This is a genomic window from Cytophaga hutchinsonii ATCC 33406 (assembly GCF_000014145.1).
In the GTDB taxonomy this organism is placed as follows: domain Bacteria; phylum Bacteroidota; class Bacteroidia; order Cytophagales; family Cytophagaceae; genus Cytophaga; species Cytophaga hutchinsonii.
This window is the reverse complement of sequence record NC_008255.1, coordinates 297,897-313,033: the sequence shown is the minus strand read 5'-3', so window position 1 is coordinate 313,033 and position 15,137 is coordinate 297,897. Positions and strand designations below refer to the sequence as shown.

General features: G+C 37.6%; 10 protein-coding genes. 8 read left to right on the top strand and 2 right to left on the bottom strand.

The genetic code is table 11. From position 1 onward, the window contains the following. The first annotated feature begins 72 nt into the window (after window positions 1-72). The 7 genes from CHU_RS01335 (at window position 73) to gap (ending at window position 11,267) form a co-directional block, all read left to right on the top strand. Entirely contained in the window at window positions 73-1,305 is a 1,233-nt protein-coding gene (locus CHU_RS01335) for a PepSY-associated TM helix domain-containing protein (protein WP_041932519.1), read from the top strand. Between the two features lie 85 nt (window positions 1,306-1,390). Next, entirely contained in the window at window positions 1,391-3,790 is a 2,400-nt protein-coding gene (locus CHU_RS01330) for a TonB-dependent receptor (RefSeq protein WP_041932116.1), read from the top strand. Between the two features lie 148 nt (window positions 3,791-3,938). Beyond that, window positions 3,939-5,834, top strand: a complete 1,896-nt coding sequence (locus tag CHU_RS01325) for a 7TM diverse intracellular signaling domain-containing protein (RefSeq protein ID WP_011583663.1) — start codon at window positions 3,939-3,941, stop codon at window positions 5,832-5,834. Beyond that, entirely contained in the window at window positions 5,827-6,582 is a 756-nt protein-coding gene (locus tag CHU_RS01320) for a LytR/AlgR family response regulator transcription factor (protein ID WP_011583662.1), read from the top strand. The genes CHU_RS01325 and CHU_RS01320 overlap by 8 nt, the downstream gene beginning before the upstream one ends. Before the next feature lie 166 nt (window positions 6,583-6,748). Continuing rightward, window positions 6,749-9,406 (top strand): M6 family metalloprotease domain-containing protein, encoded by a 2,658-nt coding sequence (locus CHU_RS01315; protein WP_011583661.1) that lies wholly within the window; start codon window positions 6,749-6,751, stop codon window positions 9,404-9,406. Between the two features lie 167 nt (window positions 9,407-9,573). Then, window positions 9,574-10,158 carry a TetR/AcrR family transcriptional regulator gene (locus tag CHU_RS01310; RefSeq protein ID WP_011583660.1) on the top strand — a complete coding sequence of 195 codons (585 nt, stop codon included), beginning with the start codon at window positions 9,574-9,576 and terminating at the stop codon, window positions 10,156-10,158. 107 nt (window positions 10,159-10,265) lie between these two features. Continuing rightward, window positions 10,266-11,267 (top strand): type I glyceraldehyde-3-phosphate dehydrogenase, encoded by a 1,002-nt coding sequence (gene gap / locus CHU_RS01305; RefSeq protein WP_011583659.1) that lies wholly within the window; start codon window positions 10,266-10,268, stop codon window positions 11,265-11,267. Between the two features lie 96 nt (window positions 11,268-11,363). Here gap and CHU_RS01300 read toward each other — a convergent pair whose 3' ends face one another. Further along, the gene (locus CHU_RS01300; protein WP_072355954.1) at window positions 11,364-12,629 is read right to left on the bottom strand and encodes an NAD(P)/FAD-dependent oxidoreductase; all 1,266 of its coding nucleotides are present in this window, start codon (window positions 12,627-12,629) and stop codon (window positions 11,364-11,366) included. A gap of 516 nt (window positions 12,630-13,145) precedes the next feature. On the opposite strand from CHU_RS01300, the gene CHU_RS01295 reads away from it, so the two are divergent. Then, window positions 13,146-14,135, top strand: a complete 990-nt coding sequence (locus CHU_RS01295; protein ID WP_011583657.1) for a hypothetical protein — start codon at window positions 13,146-13,148, stop codon at window positions 14,133-14,135. Window positions 14,136-14,174: 39 nt separating this feature from the next. On the opposite strand, the gene CHU_RS01290 is transcribed toward CHU_RS01295, so the two are convergent. After that, window positions 14,175-14,897: a hypothetical protein gene (locus CHU_RS01290; protein WP_011583656.1), complete on the bottom strand. Its 723-nt coding sequence runs from the start codon at window positions 14,895-14,897 to the stop codon at window positions 14,175-14,177. Window positions 14,898-15,137: the final 240 nt, after the last annotated feature.

Genomic DNA, 15,137 nt, shown 5'->3' with positions numbered 1-15,137 from the left:
ACACTTATACTGGTCAGCAGATTTTCAATGCTGCTGACCAGTCCTTTTATTAACCGACCAATACTTCAAAACATGATTACAGGCAAAAAAAAATCTTCCCAACCAACAGAAACCCGCGGCTTTAAAAAAGTGATCGGCTGGCTGCACTTGTGGCTGGGTTTGATTTCAGGTACCATCATGTTTATTGTTTGTATAACAGGGTGCATCTGGGTATTTCAGGAAGAGATAACCGCATTAACAGAACCATGGAACAATATTACTCCTGAAAACAAACCTTTGCTGCTTCCATCACAAGTAAATCAAATTACCGTGCAGCAATTTCCGGGAAAAGAAATCCATGGGTTTAATTACTACGAAGGCAAAACTATCTGTGTACATATTTCACATGAAAAAGAATACAACTACAATTTATTTCTTCATCCCTATTCCGGCAAAGTCTTACATATTGCCGATTACAAAAAAGACTCCTTTGATTTTTTCAGGTTTGTTTTAAACGGCCATCGTTTTTTATGGCTGCCATGGAAAATCGGAAGACCAATTGTTAACTATGCCACACTTACATTTGTTGTATTACTCATTACGGGTATCATTTTATGGTGGCCAAAAAATAAATCAGCAGCTAAACAGCGTTTTTCATTTAAGTGGAAAGATACTACTAAATGGAAACGTAAAAACTATGACTTGCACAATATTCTTGGTTTCTATGCCATGATTTTTTTGTTACTCATCGCATTAACCGGTATGCAGTGGGGCTTAAAATGGTTTAACCATTCACTACACTGGATAGCTTCCGGAGGAGAAACAAAACACGATCGTGTTGAATTATTTTCTGATACGTTACATATACCTGCAAACGTTACCGTTACAACTAATTTAGACAAGGCATGGTTAAAAGTATGGGCAGAGATACCCGATCCGTTAAATGTGTATATGGATTACCCGCATCATGACGAAGCCGGCGGTACTATTGCATTCTTCGTTACACCCAAAAAATTCGGTGGCTTTCAGTATGAGCAATACAACTTTGATCAGTATTCCGGAGAAGAAGTTCCGTCAAAAAAATCACTGAAATACAAAGACGCGAAGGCAGCAGACATTATGGAACGCATGTATTACGGCATTCATGTTGGTGAAATATTGGGCTTGCCTGGGAAATGTATTGCATTTCTTGCAAGCTTAACCGGTGCATCGTTACCTGTAACCGGCGTATACATCTGGTTGGGCAGAAGAAAAAAAGATAAACCGGAGAAAAATACCGCTTCAAAAATCTTTCCGGAAAAAATACTGCTGCTACCGTTAAAATAAACATGCAGCACAAACCTGTTGTAAAAACAGACACAATTATTTAATGTGTTATTGCTATATTACCAGCTTTAATACACTCCTATTCATGAATACAAGTAGATTATTATTCCTCAGTACCTTATCATTCCTTCTAACGTTACAGGTTTCTTTTGGGCAGACAAAAGGAAAGGTTGAAGGGTTTATAAAAGACGCTGAAGGAATCCCAATAGAATTCGCCACCGTACGTTTACACAGCCTTCCCGACTCGTCTGCAGTTACAGGAACGCTATCGGATACAAGCGGCTATTACAGTTTTGAAAACATCTCTTACGGAAACTATTTTGTTATTGTTTCTACCATTGGCTACACCGATACGTACCTGCCGTCTTTTACATTAACGAAAGACCATAACAAACAACAGTTCGATGCAGTTGTATCAGAGCATGACGCAAGCGAAGAAATACTTATTACGGCACAGGAACCATTCATCCGCCAGGAGGCGGGCATAACTGTAGTAAATGTTGAAGCAGGAATTTTAAACGCCGGCTTAACGGCTGCAGATGTGCTACAACGTACCCCGGGAGCAACGGTAGATAAAGATGGCATTGTAAAATTAAAAGGCAAAGGCGGTGTACTTGTTTTACTGGATGGTAAACCGCTTTACATGGATGATGCGCAGGTTGGTGCCTTACTGAAATCCATTCCTGCAGATCAAATCAAAGAAATGGAAATCATTACCAGCCCTTCTGCAAAATACGATGCAGCAGGCAATGCAGGTATCATAAACATAAAATTAAAAAAAGGTGCATATGAAGGGCTTAATGGTTCGGTTAACAGCTCCATTGCCAAAGGCGTATATCCGAAAGCACTCATCGGTATAAATCTGTCTTACAAAAAAAAGAAACTTACCTTAGGCGGCGGGTACCAGTACAGCTATAAAAAAGATCTGCAGCGTTCTTCCGTTAACAGAGCTTACACAAGCTTCCAGGATTCTTCGTATTATACATCAACCGAATACGCACATCCAAAAAACACACAGAACGTTTTATTAAACGGAAGTTACGATCTTAGTGCTAAAAGTACCTTGCTATGGGATGGCACAGCACTTTATCAACATTCAACCTGGAAGGGAAATACAGAATCAAACTTATACACACCTTCCGGCAACCGTTCTTCCTATTTTTTAACAAACGATCAATCTACATCTGAATATTACAATATAAATTCAAGCATCGGTTATAAATACCTGATGGACACTGTTGGTTCTGAATTATTTTTTCAAGGAGAATACAAGAAGAATAACAGCAAGTCTGATCAGGTGTTTACAACCGATTATTATGATGCCAACGGAACTACAACGCAACCATCTACTTCCTACAAATCATACATACCTGTTAACGTAGATCAATGGGGTGCAAAAGCTGACTTTACAAAAACACTGGTTTATAAAATTAAACTGGAAGCCGGAGTAAAATACATGGGTGTAAAAACCAATGCCAATGTTACAAGTTCTTATGTAGCCGAAAATACTTTCATTTATACCGAGCATATTCAGGCAGCCTATGCTATACTTAACAAGCAGCTGAATAAATGGAAACTATCCGGCGGTGTACGTGTGGAACATACGTTGAGTAAAGGAGAACAGAAAACGCTCGACAGTACCTTTAACAGAAACTATACAAACTTTTTCCCGAGCGCAGCTGTTTCCTATCAGCCCACTGAAAAAACATCGTATACAGTATTGTATTCAAAACGTATACAACGTCCTTCCTATCATGATTTGAATCCGTTTATATATTACAGCGATCCGTACAATTCCTATTCAGGAAACCCGTATTTGCTGCCTGAATATACACACCAGGCCGAACTGACGACATCAAAATGGAATGGAGTCTTCTTAGCAACACTTAATTATTCCTATACACTACAGCCCTTAGCCGAAGGGTTTAAAATAGATCCGAATTCATTGGCAACAACTTACACATCACGAAATTTATCTAACCAGAAAAATTTAGGGGTATCCTTTTCTGTGAATTCAACAATCAAACACTGGTGGTCCATGAACAATTATGTTTATTTTTACAACAATTCACTTACCGGTGATGTAGGTTTTGGTATGCAGACTGTAAGCCGCCCTGCGTGGATGGTAAACGCAACGCATACGTTCAAATTTCCGCACAGCATTTCAGCAGAACTGTCATTCAATTATGAATCCCCGAATTATTTCGGAACAATTCTGTACAGAGAAGTATGGCAATTATCTGCCGGTGTTCAGAAAAAAATGATGCATGAAACAGTCTCCCTAAAACTTTCTGTCACAGATATATTCTGGAAGTATGTTTATGTAGGCAGTGGTACGTTCGGAGATATTAAAACATCGGATAGTTTCAAATGGGACAACCGCGTACTGATGTTCTCCTTAACGTACCGATTTGGAAAACGCATTGCTTCTGTACTGAATTCTAATAAAATGCCTATGGGAGATGGCGGTGGTAGAAAAAAATAAAAAACTGACTAAGCCCTGCTAACCGCTTAAACAGGGCTTAGTCAGCATATTCTCTTTTTTACAGATTATTTTTATTTCTATTTATTAAAATATCCTGTATTTTAGTAGTTAAACGTATTGAAGAATAACCGCTTCTTCATTTTAACTCATGTTTTCAAAATTCTTTTTTCCTTTTTTGGATACTCCAGCTCTTATAAAAAAAGTACTGATCAGCGCAGTAACAATATTACTGTCTGCATCGGCATATGCAGCTCCTGTACCGATTGTTTTAACTAATACAAGCAAAGAATATTATGTGGTTAGAAAATACGCGGAATATTATGAAGATCAGCAGCGCGGAAAAAAAATAACTGAAATTGCCGGAAAGGTACCCTTTAAAAAAATTTCTGAAAAAGATCTGGATTTTACCAATAACAACCTCACATCTGCTTACTGGCTGCATTTTTATGTGGTAAATCATACGCCTGACTTAACAGATTTTATTATTGAAATGTATGATTATGACATCAATGAAGTAGATCTGTACATTAAAGATTCAAAAGGAAGTTTTATTGAAAAAAAATCGGGGCTGGACTTCCCTTTTGACACGAGAGATTTTGCGCACAAAAATATTTGTTTTAAGCTTTCTATTCCGCTGGCTGACACAACAGAAGTATACATGCGTTTATACTCATCCTCCATAAATGTGTTTGAGCCAGTTATTAAAACACATGAACAGTTTTATGCATACAGCCTGAAGGAATATGTGCTGTTAGGTGTTTTTTATGGATTTATGCTGCTTATTATTTTATATAACTTTATTTCATTTTTAATCCTTCGGGTAACTCATTATCTCTATTATGTAATCTACGCAATCGGAATACTGATTTATCTCATGAGTAAGAATGGAACAGGATTTCAATATCTGTGGCCTGATTTTCCACAGATAAACAGCCATATTGATTCGTTAAGCCTAACGGTAAGTATTATTTTCTTATCCCTGTTTACAATGGAGTTTCTTCAGATCAAGAAACAGCAACTACATCTATACAAACTTTTCCAGTGCATTATATGCCTCCAGGTTATTGGCATTGTGCTTCACGGTATAATCTGCTCAACACCGATCTTTACCATATTTAATATTTTGTTTATACAGATATTTTTCTGGGTTGGATACAACCGATATAAAAAAGGTCTTAAAAGTGCGCTGTGGTTTGTATTCGCGTTTGTGTTTTTAAATTTATTCTTTTTAATCTTCTGGCTGGAATACATTAACTGGCTGCCATCTTCCATATTTACGGTATATGCACTCAATATTGGTGTTATTGTACAGTTCATTTTTCTATCCATCAGTATAACAGAATCGATTAAAGATTCAGAACGTGAAAAACAAAAAACAACGCTGGAGCTTATTACAACAACTGAAAAAAACACGTCCATGCGATTGATTGAATTGAAACGGCAAATGAATCCGCATTTTATTTTCAATGCATTAAATTCAATTCTTGAACGCATACTCAGTGATAAAAAAGAACAGGCTGTTGATTTTCTGATGCGGTTTTCAAAACTGATACGAAACACGTTGCATTATTCGGATCAGATATTTGTTCCGCTTTCTGAAGAAATTGTATTTATTGAAAATTATTTATTGTTGGAACAAATGCGTCTGGGCAATTCTTTTTGTTATACAATAGATGTTGCTGCAGATATCCATACAGATGATTATGAATTTCCGTCGTTTATCCTACAGCCTTTTATTGAGAATGCCATCTGGCACGGGCTTAGGCCCAAATCCGGAAACAAAACCATCCATTTAAAAATCTATCATCACAATAATATTCTGCACGTTCAGATTATGGATAATGGTGTTGGAAGAAAAGCTGCACAAAAAAAACAAACAGAAACACATGAATCAAAAGGGATCACGTTGGTTCGTGAACGGCTCTCACTTATTCAGTTTACCTATAAATTAAAAACAGAACTTATACTAACAGATCTATACAACGACTTAAATCAAGCTAGCGGAACAATGATACACATTAAAATAGAAACCGGTCATGAATAATAAAATCAAAGCAATTATTATTGATGATGAACCTGACGGGAGAACAGTTCTTCATTCTCTGATTAAAATATATTGCCCTCAGATAGATGTACTCGGACAGTCGTGTTCCGGTGAAGAAGGTTTATCTATGATACAGGACCTGAATCCGGAACTGGTTTTTCTGGATATTGACATGCCCGGAATGAATGGGTTTTCGTTATTAAAAAGGCTGAAGGAAATTACCTTTGAAGTAATTTTTGTAACGGCACATCATCATTATGCACTCAAGGCAATTAAACACAGCGCGCTGGATTACCTGTTAAAGCCCGTTGATAAAACGGAGTTAATAGAAGCCGTAGAAAAATTCATTAAGCTGGATAAAGAAAACGTAAATGAGCGCATGTCCTTTTTATTAAAAAATGAATCAAAGGATGCCTCAGAAATTACTCAGATTATATTAAATGTACGCGAGGGATATATTTTTACCGATATAGAAGACATTATACGCTGCGAAGCAGATGGTAATTATACCATGGTACATCTGAAAAATGGCACCAGACAACTTGCCAGCAAAACGCTGAAAGAATTTGAACATATTTTAGGTCAGAATAATTTCTGGCGCATTCATAAATCACACCTGATCAATCTTAAACATTTAAAAAAATATGTAAAGGGAGATGGCGGCGGCAATGTTGTTATGACAGACAATTCTGAGATCGAAGTATCCAGAAGAAATAAAGACGCGTTTTTAAAACAATTCAATCTATAAAACATTGAATTGTGAAATATACTAGCGGCATCCTTTAACTAACTAAAGGATGCCGTTTATCCTTCAAACAAAACCGTTCACTCATTAGATCTATTTTTAACGGTCGGGTTGAATATTTTTATCCTTTCAGAATACATTTCTCTATATTTTAACCTATTCAACTTTTATGAAAAAAGCGATACTACTGCTTGGCGTAGTCCTTGGATCTTTCTTCCAGTGGGCAGCTGCACAAACTTCCGTAATCAACGGATTAACCGTAATAGTAAACTATTCCGATTATTCACTTGGCATTCCAACAGATTCAATTGCTATGCTGATGAATCAGCCTGGCTTTAATTCCTGGAATTGCCATGGTTCAGTGAAAGATTTTTACTATGTTCAAAGCAACAGTAAAGTAAGCCTTAACAGTACGGTAATTGAAGTATCCTTGCCTCAGAGTTTCCATTACTATCACGATGATGATGCTACCAGTGGAAACTTTATACCACACATTGCAAGCCAGATTGCAGCTAAATATCCGAATGGGTTTCAGAATTTAAGTCTGCATCCGGAAACAGCAAGACTGCATCATTTTAATATCATCAGCCGCGGCTCAAGAGGCATCGGTGTTGCATATGGCACGGATGGTTCGTTTGTAAAAAACAACAATCAGCAGCTGCAGATCGGCGGCCTGAACGTGTATAATGTTACCGGTATAGAAAAACCAACCGTAAATACTATTTGTCATGAAGTTGGCCACAGTGTATTTGGCTGGACAGATTATTACAGAACGAATGTAAGTAACCTTGGAGACTTCTGTGTAATGGCCAGTGCCGGAACAGAAACTCCAATGCCTGTCAATCCTGCGTTGCGTTACATCAAAGGCTGGACAAACGAAAACAACGCAATTTCAGCTACAACAACGCAGACGTATACCGTTACTTCAAACAGTTACAATCAGGTTTTTAAATACACAAACCCAAACAATCCAAAAGAATATTTAATTATTGCCGCGCACATGTATGGCGGGTATTACCAGGCAGCTAAAGGCCCGGATCAGGGCTTGGGTATTTATTATGTGGATGAAGATGGCGGTATTGATGGCAACACAACTACACCAAACGGTTATCCGCCGCTTGTGCATCTGATTCAGGCTGATGGCCAGGATGAATTGCAAACAGAAGGAAGCCCGGATGTACGGGGTGATTCATATGATCTGTTCGATAATAATTCAAGTGTCTTTTCATCTTTCACACATCCATTCAGATGGAAAAACGGAAATGAAACAGGTCTTACAATTACAAACATCAGTGCTGTGGGACCAACCATGCAGTTTACTGTTCAGGCAAGAAATCCTAATACGGTCAGCGTACAGACCAATGCTGTAAACGGCGGCAGTATCTATCCAAGCGGTTTAGTTGAATACAGCATCTACCAGACAATAAATTTTGCCATTACACCAAACGTAGGTTATGTTATCGATCAGGTATATTTTGATGGTGCTCCGATTGGTACGCCGCAGCACTATGGGTTTACCGGAATGAGCGGTGCACATGCACTGCGTGCAACATTCAAACGTGATACAACTATTGATGCAATACCTGCTCCCTGGGCTAAACAGGAAATCGGAACAACAAGAAGACCAGGCGTTGCCGGATACAGAAACGGCGTATTCGGAATTGAATCCGGCAGCTATGATATCTGGAACGAAAGCGATGGTTTGAATTACGTGTATCAATCGTTACAGGGAGACGGGCAGATTGTAGCACACATTAAAGATATGAACAAAGCGGCTGGCTGGTCGAAAGCAGGTATCATGATGCGTGAGACATTGAGCGCAGATTCAAAACATCTGATGATTGTGCACACACCACAGAATGCAGTTGCAACTCAATTAAGATCCGCAACCGGTGGTTCATCTGTTAACAATCCGGATGACATAAAAAATCTGCATTTCTATAATGCATACAAATGGTTAAAAATAACACGCGAAGGAAACAGTTTCAAAAGTTACTGTTCAAATGATACTATTAACTGGGTATACGTTGGTGGTTCTACCATCAATATGGGTTCTTCTATTTATGTGGGTTTATGTGCAGGTGTCGGCAGTGATCAGTTAAATACGATTGTAACATTTGACTATGTAAAAGTTACAAAATCTGCTGTGGCAGAAAATTTATTTACACGCTTTGGAATACCACGTAACGCGCCTCTGCCCACAACAATAAAAAACTTCAAGTATGTATATTCTGTTGGCTCAGGCGGACCGAATTTAAGCAACGTATCGCTTGCTGTTATCAACTGGGATCTTCCTAACAATGGTCTGTGGCAGTTCTCCTTACAGACAAATAATGGTGCACCACGCTGGTATACAAATATCCCTTCATACGGATTTAATAGTTTTGGTGCTTCATCACCTAAGATATACATTGATGGTTCAATGGACTTCCCTGGTTTCAGCGGTTTCTTCTTTGCAAATACATATAACACGAATGATCTGGTATTGGTAAATCAATCGGGTGCTTATGCTGTGATCTTTACAAACACACCACCCGCTGCAAGAACTGCTTCGGATGATTTTACTTCTACAACATCCACATCGTCTGTAGAAATTTCTTCTGTTGTTTCTGCACCAAATCCGTTTACGGAACAAACAACTGTTTCTATTCCGGATGCATTTGGCGAAGCAACAATTACCGTATTGAACGCAAGCGGTATTGTTGTTGAAACAAAAATAGCAAGCAAATCATTTACGTTAGGCGATCAGTATGCTGCAGGTTTGTACCTGGTGAAAATTGCATCGGACTATAAAACAGAAACGATCCAAATCATTAAAGCGCACTAATTGCTTTATTAAACCTTTCAACATTTTTTTACGTTCCTTGAAAAGCAGCCCCTAAAACGGCTGCTTTTCTTTTTTTAAGGGTTTTATGCAGCGAACTAAAAAAACACAGGTTTATTTTGTACTATTCAGTACAATTTACGTTATTTGATATGTAAGCAACAGCACAGATGTCCGGCAGGCCTAAAATATTTAATGAAGAAGAAGTTATAAACAAAGCTATTGACGTGTTTTGGAAATATGGCTATGAAGCTTCTTCAACCGAAATACTGCTGGAAGCAATGGGCATTGGCAAGAGCAGTTTTTACCTGGAATTTAAAGGCGGAAAGCGCGAACTGTTTGAACGCGCAATGCAGCAACGGAGCCGACTTGCTGTAGAAAGCCTGGAAAAGGGATTTAAAGAAGCAGGGAATAAAATCGACCATTTAAAATCGCTTTTCTATAGTATAGCTGATACAAAATCAGTGCGACATAAGAATGGCTGTTTGCTGGGTAACACCATAGCAGAGCTTTCCAATCGGGAGAGCGGTCTTACAGATGTTGCAGCTTCGCTTCTACTAAAACTTGAACAGGTGTTCCTGAAAGTGATAAAGGAATGCCAGGCTAATGGTACACTTAAAACAAAAGAAAAGCCGGAGATGCTGGCAAAATATTTACTTTCCGTGTGGAACGGTTTAAATATTTCGGTGCGTGTGTATTCAAACAAAAAAGTACTGATTCCTTTGATCGAAAAACAATTGGAAATTCTTCAGTAGTTTTTTTTATCTAATTATGTACTAAATAGTACACAATAAACAGGATTCAGCAAGAACAGAATTAAAACAGTAATCAGATTTACTATTAAACAAAAATAAATATCCATATGAAAGTAGCTATTAACGGCTTCGGTAGAATCGGAAGGATTTCTTACCGGGCATTATTAAAAAAGAAAAACATAGAAGTTGTTGCGATCAATGACCTGACAGATACTAAAACGCTCGCACACCTGTTCAAATTTGATTCCTCGCACGGGGTATTTGACGGAGAGGTAAGTTATGATGCAGAGAACCTAATCATTAATGGTAAAAAAGTAAAAGTGCTATCCGTTAAAAATCCTGCTGACCTGCCATGGAAAGCCTTGGGTGTTGACGTTGTATTGGAATCAACGGGCTTCTTTACTGAAAAAGAAAAAGCTGAAGCACACATTACAGCCGGTGCAAAAAAAGTAATCATCTCTGCTCCTGCAACCGGTGATTTGAAAACAATTGTATTAGGCGTTAACGACAACATTCTGGATGGCAGTGAAACCGTTATTTCAAATGCATCTTGTACAACCAATTGTTTAGCGCCAATGGTTAAAGTATTGGAAGACAATTTTGGGATTGAAAGTGGTTTTATGAATACGATACACGCATACACATCCGACCAGCGTCTGCAGGATGCGCCGCACAAAGACCTGAGACGTGCCCGTTCAGCAGCGCTGTCTATTATACCAACCAGTACAGGAGCTGCTAAAGCCTTAGGACTTGTGATCCCATCGGTACAAGGGAAATTAAATGGCACGTCGTTACGTGTACCTGTTCCAGTTGGTTCAATCACAGACTTTACTGCAACATTAAAAAGAACGGTAACTAAAGACGAAATTAATGCAGCGTTCAAAAAAGCAGCTGAAGAAGGAAGTCTGAAAGGATACTTAGCGTATTCGGAAGATCCTTTGGTATCCGTTGATATTGTTGGCAATCCGGCATCCAGTATCTTTGACAGTGAACTAACAATGGTACAGGGAAATAATGTTAAAGTATTCGGCTGGTACGACAACGAATTCGGTTATTCAAACCGCACGGCAGATTTGATCGAACTGGTAGGAAAGCAGATCAAGGCCTAATGCTGAAAGCGTAAAGCTTAATGCCAATCAATAAAAGAGATGCTGTGATTTTATCACAGCATCTCTTTTTGTATAATACTATTTTGTTTTAGGCTTTCAGCCTTCTGCTTTTGGCCCCTTCTGTGTCAATATTAAGCGTAAAGACGTATCCTTAGTAATATAGGCCCATGCCCAGTTGATGAAAATAATCAATTTATTTTTCACACTTAAGATCAGCATCAAGTGTACAAACATCCAGGTTAGCCAGGCAAAAAAACCTTTGAATTTTATAAAAGGCAAATCTACCACGGCTTTGTTTTTTCCAATCGTGGCCATTGAGCCAAGATCTTTATATTCAAACTCCGTTAATGTTTTATTTTTCTGAATAGCTTTTAAATTACTGGCCAGATTCTTTGCCTGGTTGATGGCAACGTTTGCCAGCTGCGGATGGCCTTTCGGATACTTTGGTGTCTCCATATACGCAATATCACCTACAGCATACACATTTGCATACCCGGAAACCAAACTGGTGCGGTCTACTTTTATGCGTTTTGCCGGACCATATACTGAATCTTCCAACCCATCAAATGTATTGGTGGTAACACCTGCGGCCCAGATGAGGCTCGCTGTAGGAATACGTTCGCCGTTACTTAATTCAGCAATCTTACCATCGTAATTTTTAACAAATAATTCCGTCTGAATTTCTACACCCATTTTTTCCAGATACATTCTGGATGCCTTGTGCGCCAGTTCGCTCATGCTGTTTAAGGTATTTTTACTTCCTTCAATAAGCATGATCCGTAATTTTGTAAAGTCAATGCCCGGATAATCTTTCGGAAGAATATTTCTTTTAATCTCCGCAAATGCACCTGCAAGCTCAACACCTGTCGGCCCTCCTCCTACAATTACAATGTTAAACAACGCTTCCTGTTCCTCTTTTGGCGCAGATATAATCTTTTCAAAATTGATCAATACATGATTGCGAAGTGCAATGGAATCGCTGGTTGATTTCAATGTATAGGAATTTTCTTCGATTACTTTATTTCCGAAGAAATTTGTTTTACAACCAGCAGCAATAACTACATAATCGTAATTGAAATCACCGATGGATGTATGGACAGTGTTCGCTTGCGGATTAATGCCTGTTACTTCTGCCAGACGGATCTGAACATTTTCATTTTCCTGGAAAATTTTCCGGAAGGGAAACGAAATGCTTGAAGGCTCTAACTGAGACGTTGCAACCTGATAGAACAAGGGTTGAAACTGATGATGATTGATCTTATCTAAAAGTGTAACATTGAATAATTTCTGATCCAGCTTTTTAATGAATTGCACACCTGCAAAACCGCCGCCGATAACAACTACATTTTTTTTGTTCTCCATAATCATGTATCATTTACATGATGAATCTAAAACTATTTTCGGTATCTATCAATGAAAAGTATATAATTATAAATTATATGCTATAAATTATGGATTGACATATATTATTTCTTCGCAGTAAATCATATTAACCCATTGATATGAAAAACTTATAAGAATTCATTGATAATTTATAGCTCATAATTTATAATTTCTTTTATTTCTTTTCAATTTTTATTACACACCGTTTCTCTTCCTGCCACCAGCAGAACAATATATTGTCCGAATGCCAGTTCAGAATCAATCTTGCCAGGGATATATAACCGTTCAGCTTTCAATCATCTGATACTCCAACAACGATGTTATGCATACCCAACGCCGGATTGTTATATAAGTATGCACACGGATTAGCTGTCACTGTAGCCAGTAAATCTCCATCATATATAAAATTCGATGTTTTGTATAGATATTCTTTTGCGGTATAAATACTGAAAAGATTAAATGCTTATTTTTATATGAACGTTACCAGATTGGCTAATGAAAAAAACAGCATTACTCCTCCTGAATATTTTTTTAGTATTCAGTTATACAACTACGCAGGCGCAGGATTTTTCCAAAAGCGACATCACGTTTCTTAAATATTTGAGAAAAAGTATTTATCAGAAATTGTATGTGCCCGATTCATTGATCTCTAAAACAATTGATCCGGAAACAGCATTTCCCTGGCAAGGACAAACATTTAAAAATAGTTCTTCCATTATAGATTCCATACACGCAACAATGAAAAGTGAAAAATCTTCTGAAAATTTTTCTTTGTATGGGCTATTTCCTAAAGGTATCCCGCAACAGGATTGTAATCTTTTTACTTCAAAACTGGTCTCCTATAATCTTGTAAATGAAAAAGGTGAACAAGTGCAGCTGCGCAATGAAAAATTTTATTTCTACACAGGCCAGTACTACCGGAATAATGATGCTGTACGTTATACATTTAACATACGATTTACACCTTTTATACCAGCCAAAACATATAAAGGTATTGTTGAATATGAAATCATCGCTCCGAAAGATTTTATTGTTACAGCCATTACAAAAGCGGATATAGGAAAAACCATCACACTTAATTCACATGTTTATACAATTCTTGCTTTTACAAAAAATTACATTGCGTTAAAATGTCCGGATTCTCTTAAAGAAATTGATTTCGATTTTATAGGAACGGATCTTGCAAATAAAAAATACAAACAAAAGTTTACGCAGGAAAAAGGGTATAAAACGGCTTTAGGAAAAAGAAGCTTTTTTATTTCTGAAGAAATGTACAAATACTATATTTCACATCCCGGATTAACGGAAGAAGAGCTGGATCAATATATGAATGATTATTTTAACCGGCACGAAGGTTCTATTATTACAGGGGAAGCACAGGTACTGATCCTTCAGGATATTGCTTACATAAAAAAAATGTTTTGTTACTGGCCCAATGGTTATACAACCAAACGGTTTAAAGAAACGATTGATTTGAAATATTAAAAAAATGCCGGAAATTCATTTCCGGCATTTTTTTTACTACTATCTCATATATTCACTTCTGTCGAACACACGTGTCATAAGTCCGCCGATAGTGAACCGTGCATAGTAACCAATGTTTTCAGCCGTTCCAAATGATTCAACCTTTTCATCGGATCCTTTGTAGATCCAGTCTCTTTTACCGGGTGTTATATGTACGCCAAGATCTAAGCCTAACTGCAGCTGTTTTCCTTCGTGTGTATGGTTACATATTTTTTTGAATGAAAGTCCGGCATTAATACTGGCGCCGACAGAAGAGAAGTTGCCTCTCTCATCTGCTTTGATCACAAAATCAGGATCTGTCCAATCGGAAGCAGTTTTATTTTTTAATACCAATCCGCTGTAAACACCGCCGATACCTACAAACGGATATACCATACAACCCGGTTTATCAATAATCAAATATCCAAAATTGAAATATCCAAAGCCTTGTGAAACCGTTGACGACATGGAATCATCGTTGTTAACTTTACGTCGTAAGCCACCGAATTCTCCGCCGAACATAAATCTTTTATAAATACTATTGCAGGCAAAATTCATGGTAAAGGCACCTGCATCTAAATTGTAGTTGTTGCCATAAGTATTCTGCATCTGATTGGACAACCCATCAAACTGGGTATATTGATAGCCAAATCCGATAGAATGCATAAAACGTGCTGAATCAATCTGCGCCTGGGATGCAAGCCCGGCAAATAGCAGTGCAGTAATAAATAATACTTTTTTCATTGTAATAACTTTTTGGTTAGCTGATCATTTTTTATGTATACATAAATTAAGAAACAATTTTCATTAATACATCTTTGTGATTCTGATATTACGATCAAAATATGCATGTTATAGAAAATAAAAGAGCGTGTATGGGAAGTATGATAAAAGAAGATTCAATTATGTAATACATTAAAAACAAAAAAGGTTTGATTGAAATAAATCAACCAAACCTTCAAGTGCAAACCAACAATAAATTAT

What these genes read in the sequence shown, in the direction of transcription:
- CHU_RS01315 (WP_011583661.1), top strand. Translation starts at nt 6,749, where the DNA reads ATGAAAAAAGCGATACTACTGCTTGGCGTAGTCCTTGGATCTTTCTTC.
- CHU_RS01335 (WP_041932519.1), top strand. Translation starts at nt 73, where the DNA reads ATGATTACAGGCAAAAAAAAATCTTCCCAACCAACAGAAACCCGCGGC.
- CHU_RS01310 (WP_011583660.1), top strand. Translation starts at nt 9,574, where the DNA reads ATGTCCGGCAGGCCTAAAATATTTAATGAAGAAGAAGTTATAAACAAA.
- CHU_RS01295 (WP_011583657.1), top strand. Translation starts at nt 13,146, where the DNA reads ATGAAAAAAACAGCATTACTCCTCCTGAATATTTTTTTAGTATTCAGT.
- CHU_RS01330 (WP_041932116.1), top strand. Translation starts at nt 1,391, where the DNA reads ATGAATACAAGTAGATTATTATTCCTCAGTACCTTATCATTCCTTCTA.
- CHU_RS01320 (WP_011583662.1), top strand. Translation starts at nt 5,827, where the DNA reads ATGAATAATAAAATCAAAGCAATTATTATTGATGATGAACCTGACGGG.
- gap (WP_011583659.1), top strand. Translation starts at nt 10,266, where the DNA reads ATGAAAGTAGCTATTAACGGCTTCGGTAGAATCGGAAGGATTTCTTAC.
- CHU_RS01300 (WP_072355954.1), bottom strand. Translation starts at nt 12,629, where the DNA reads ATGGAGAACAAAAAAAATGTAGTTGTTATCGGCGGCGGTTTTGCAGGT.
- CHU_RS01290 (WP_011583656.1), bottom strand. Translation starts at nt 14,897, where the DNA reads ATGAAAAAAGTATTATTTATTACTGCACTGCTATTTGCCGGGCTTGCA.
- CHU_RS01325 (WP_011583663.1), top strand. Translation starts at nt 3,939, where the DNA reads ATGTTTTCAAAATTCTTTTTTCCTTTTTTGGATACTCCAGCTCTTATA.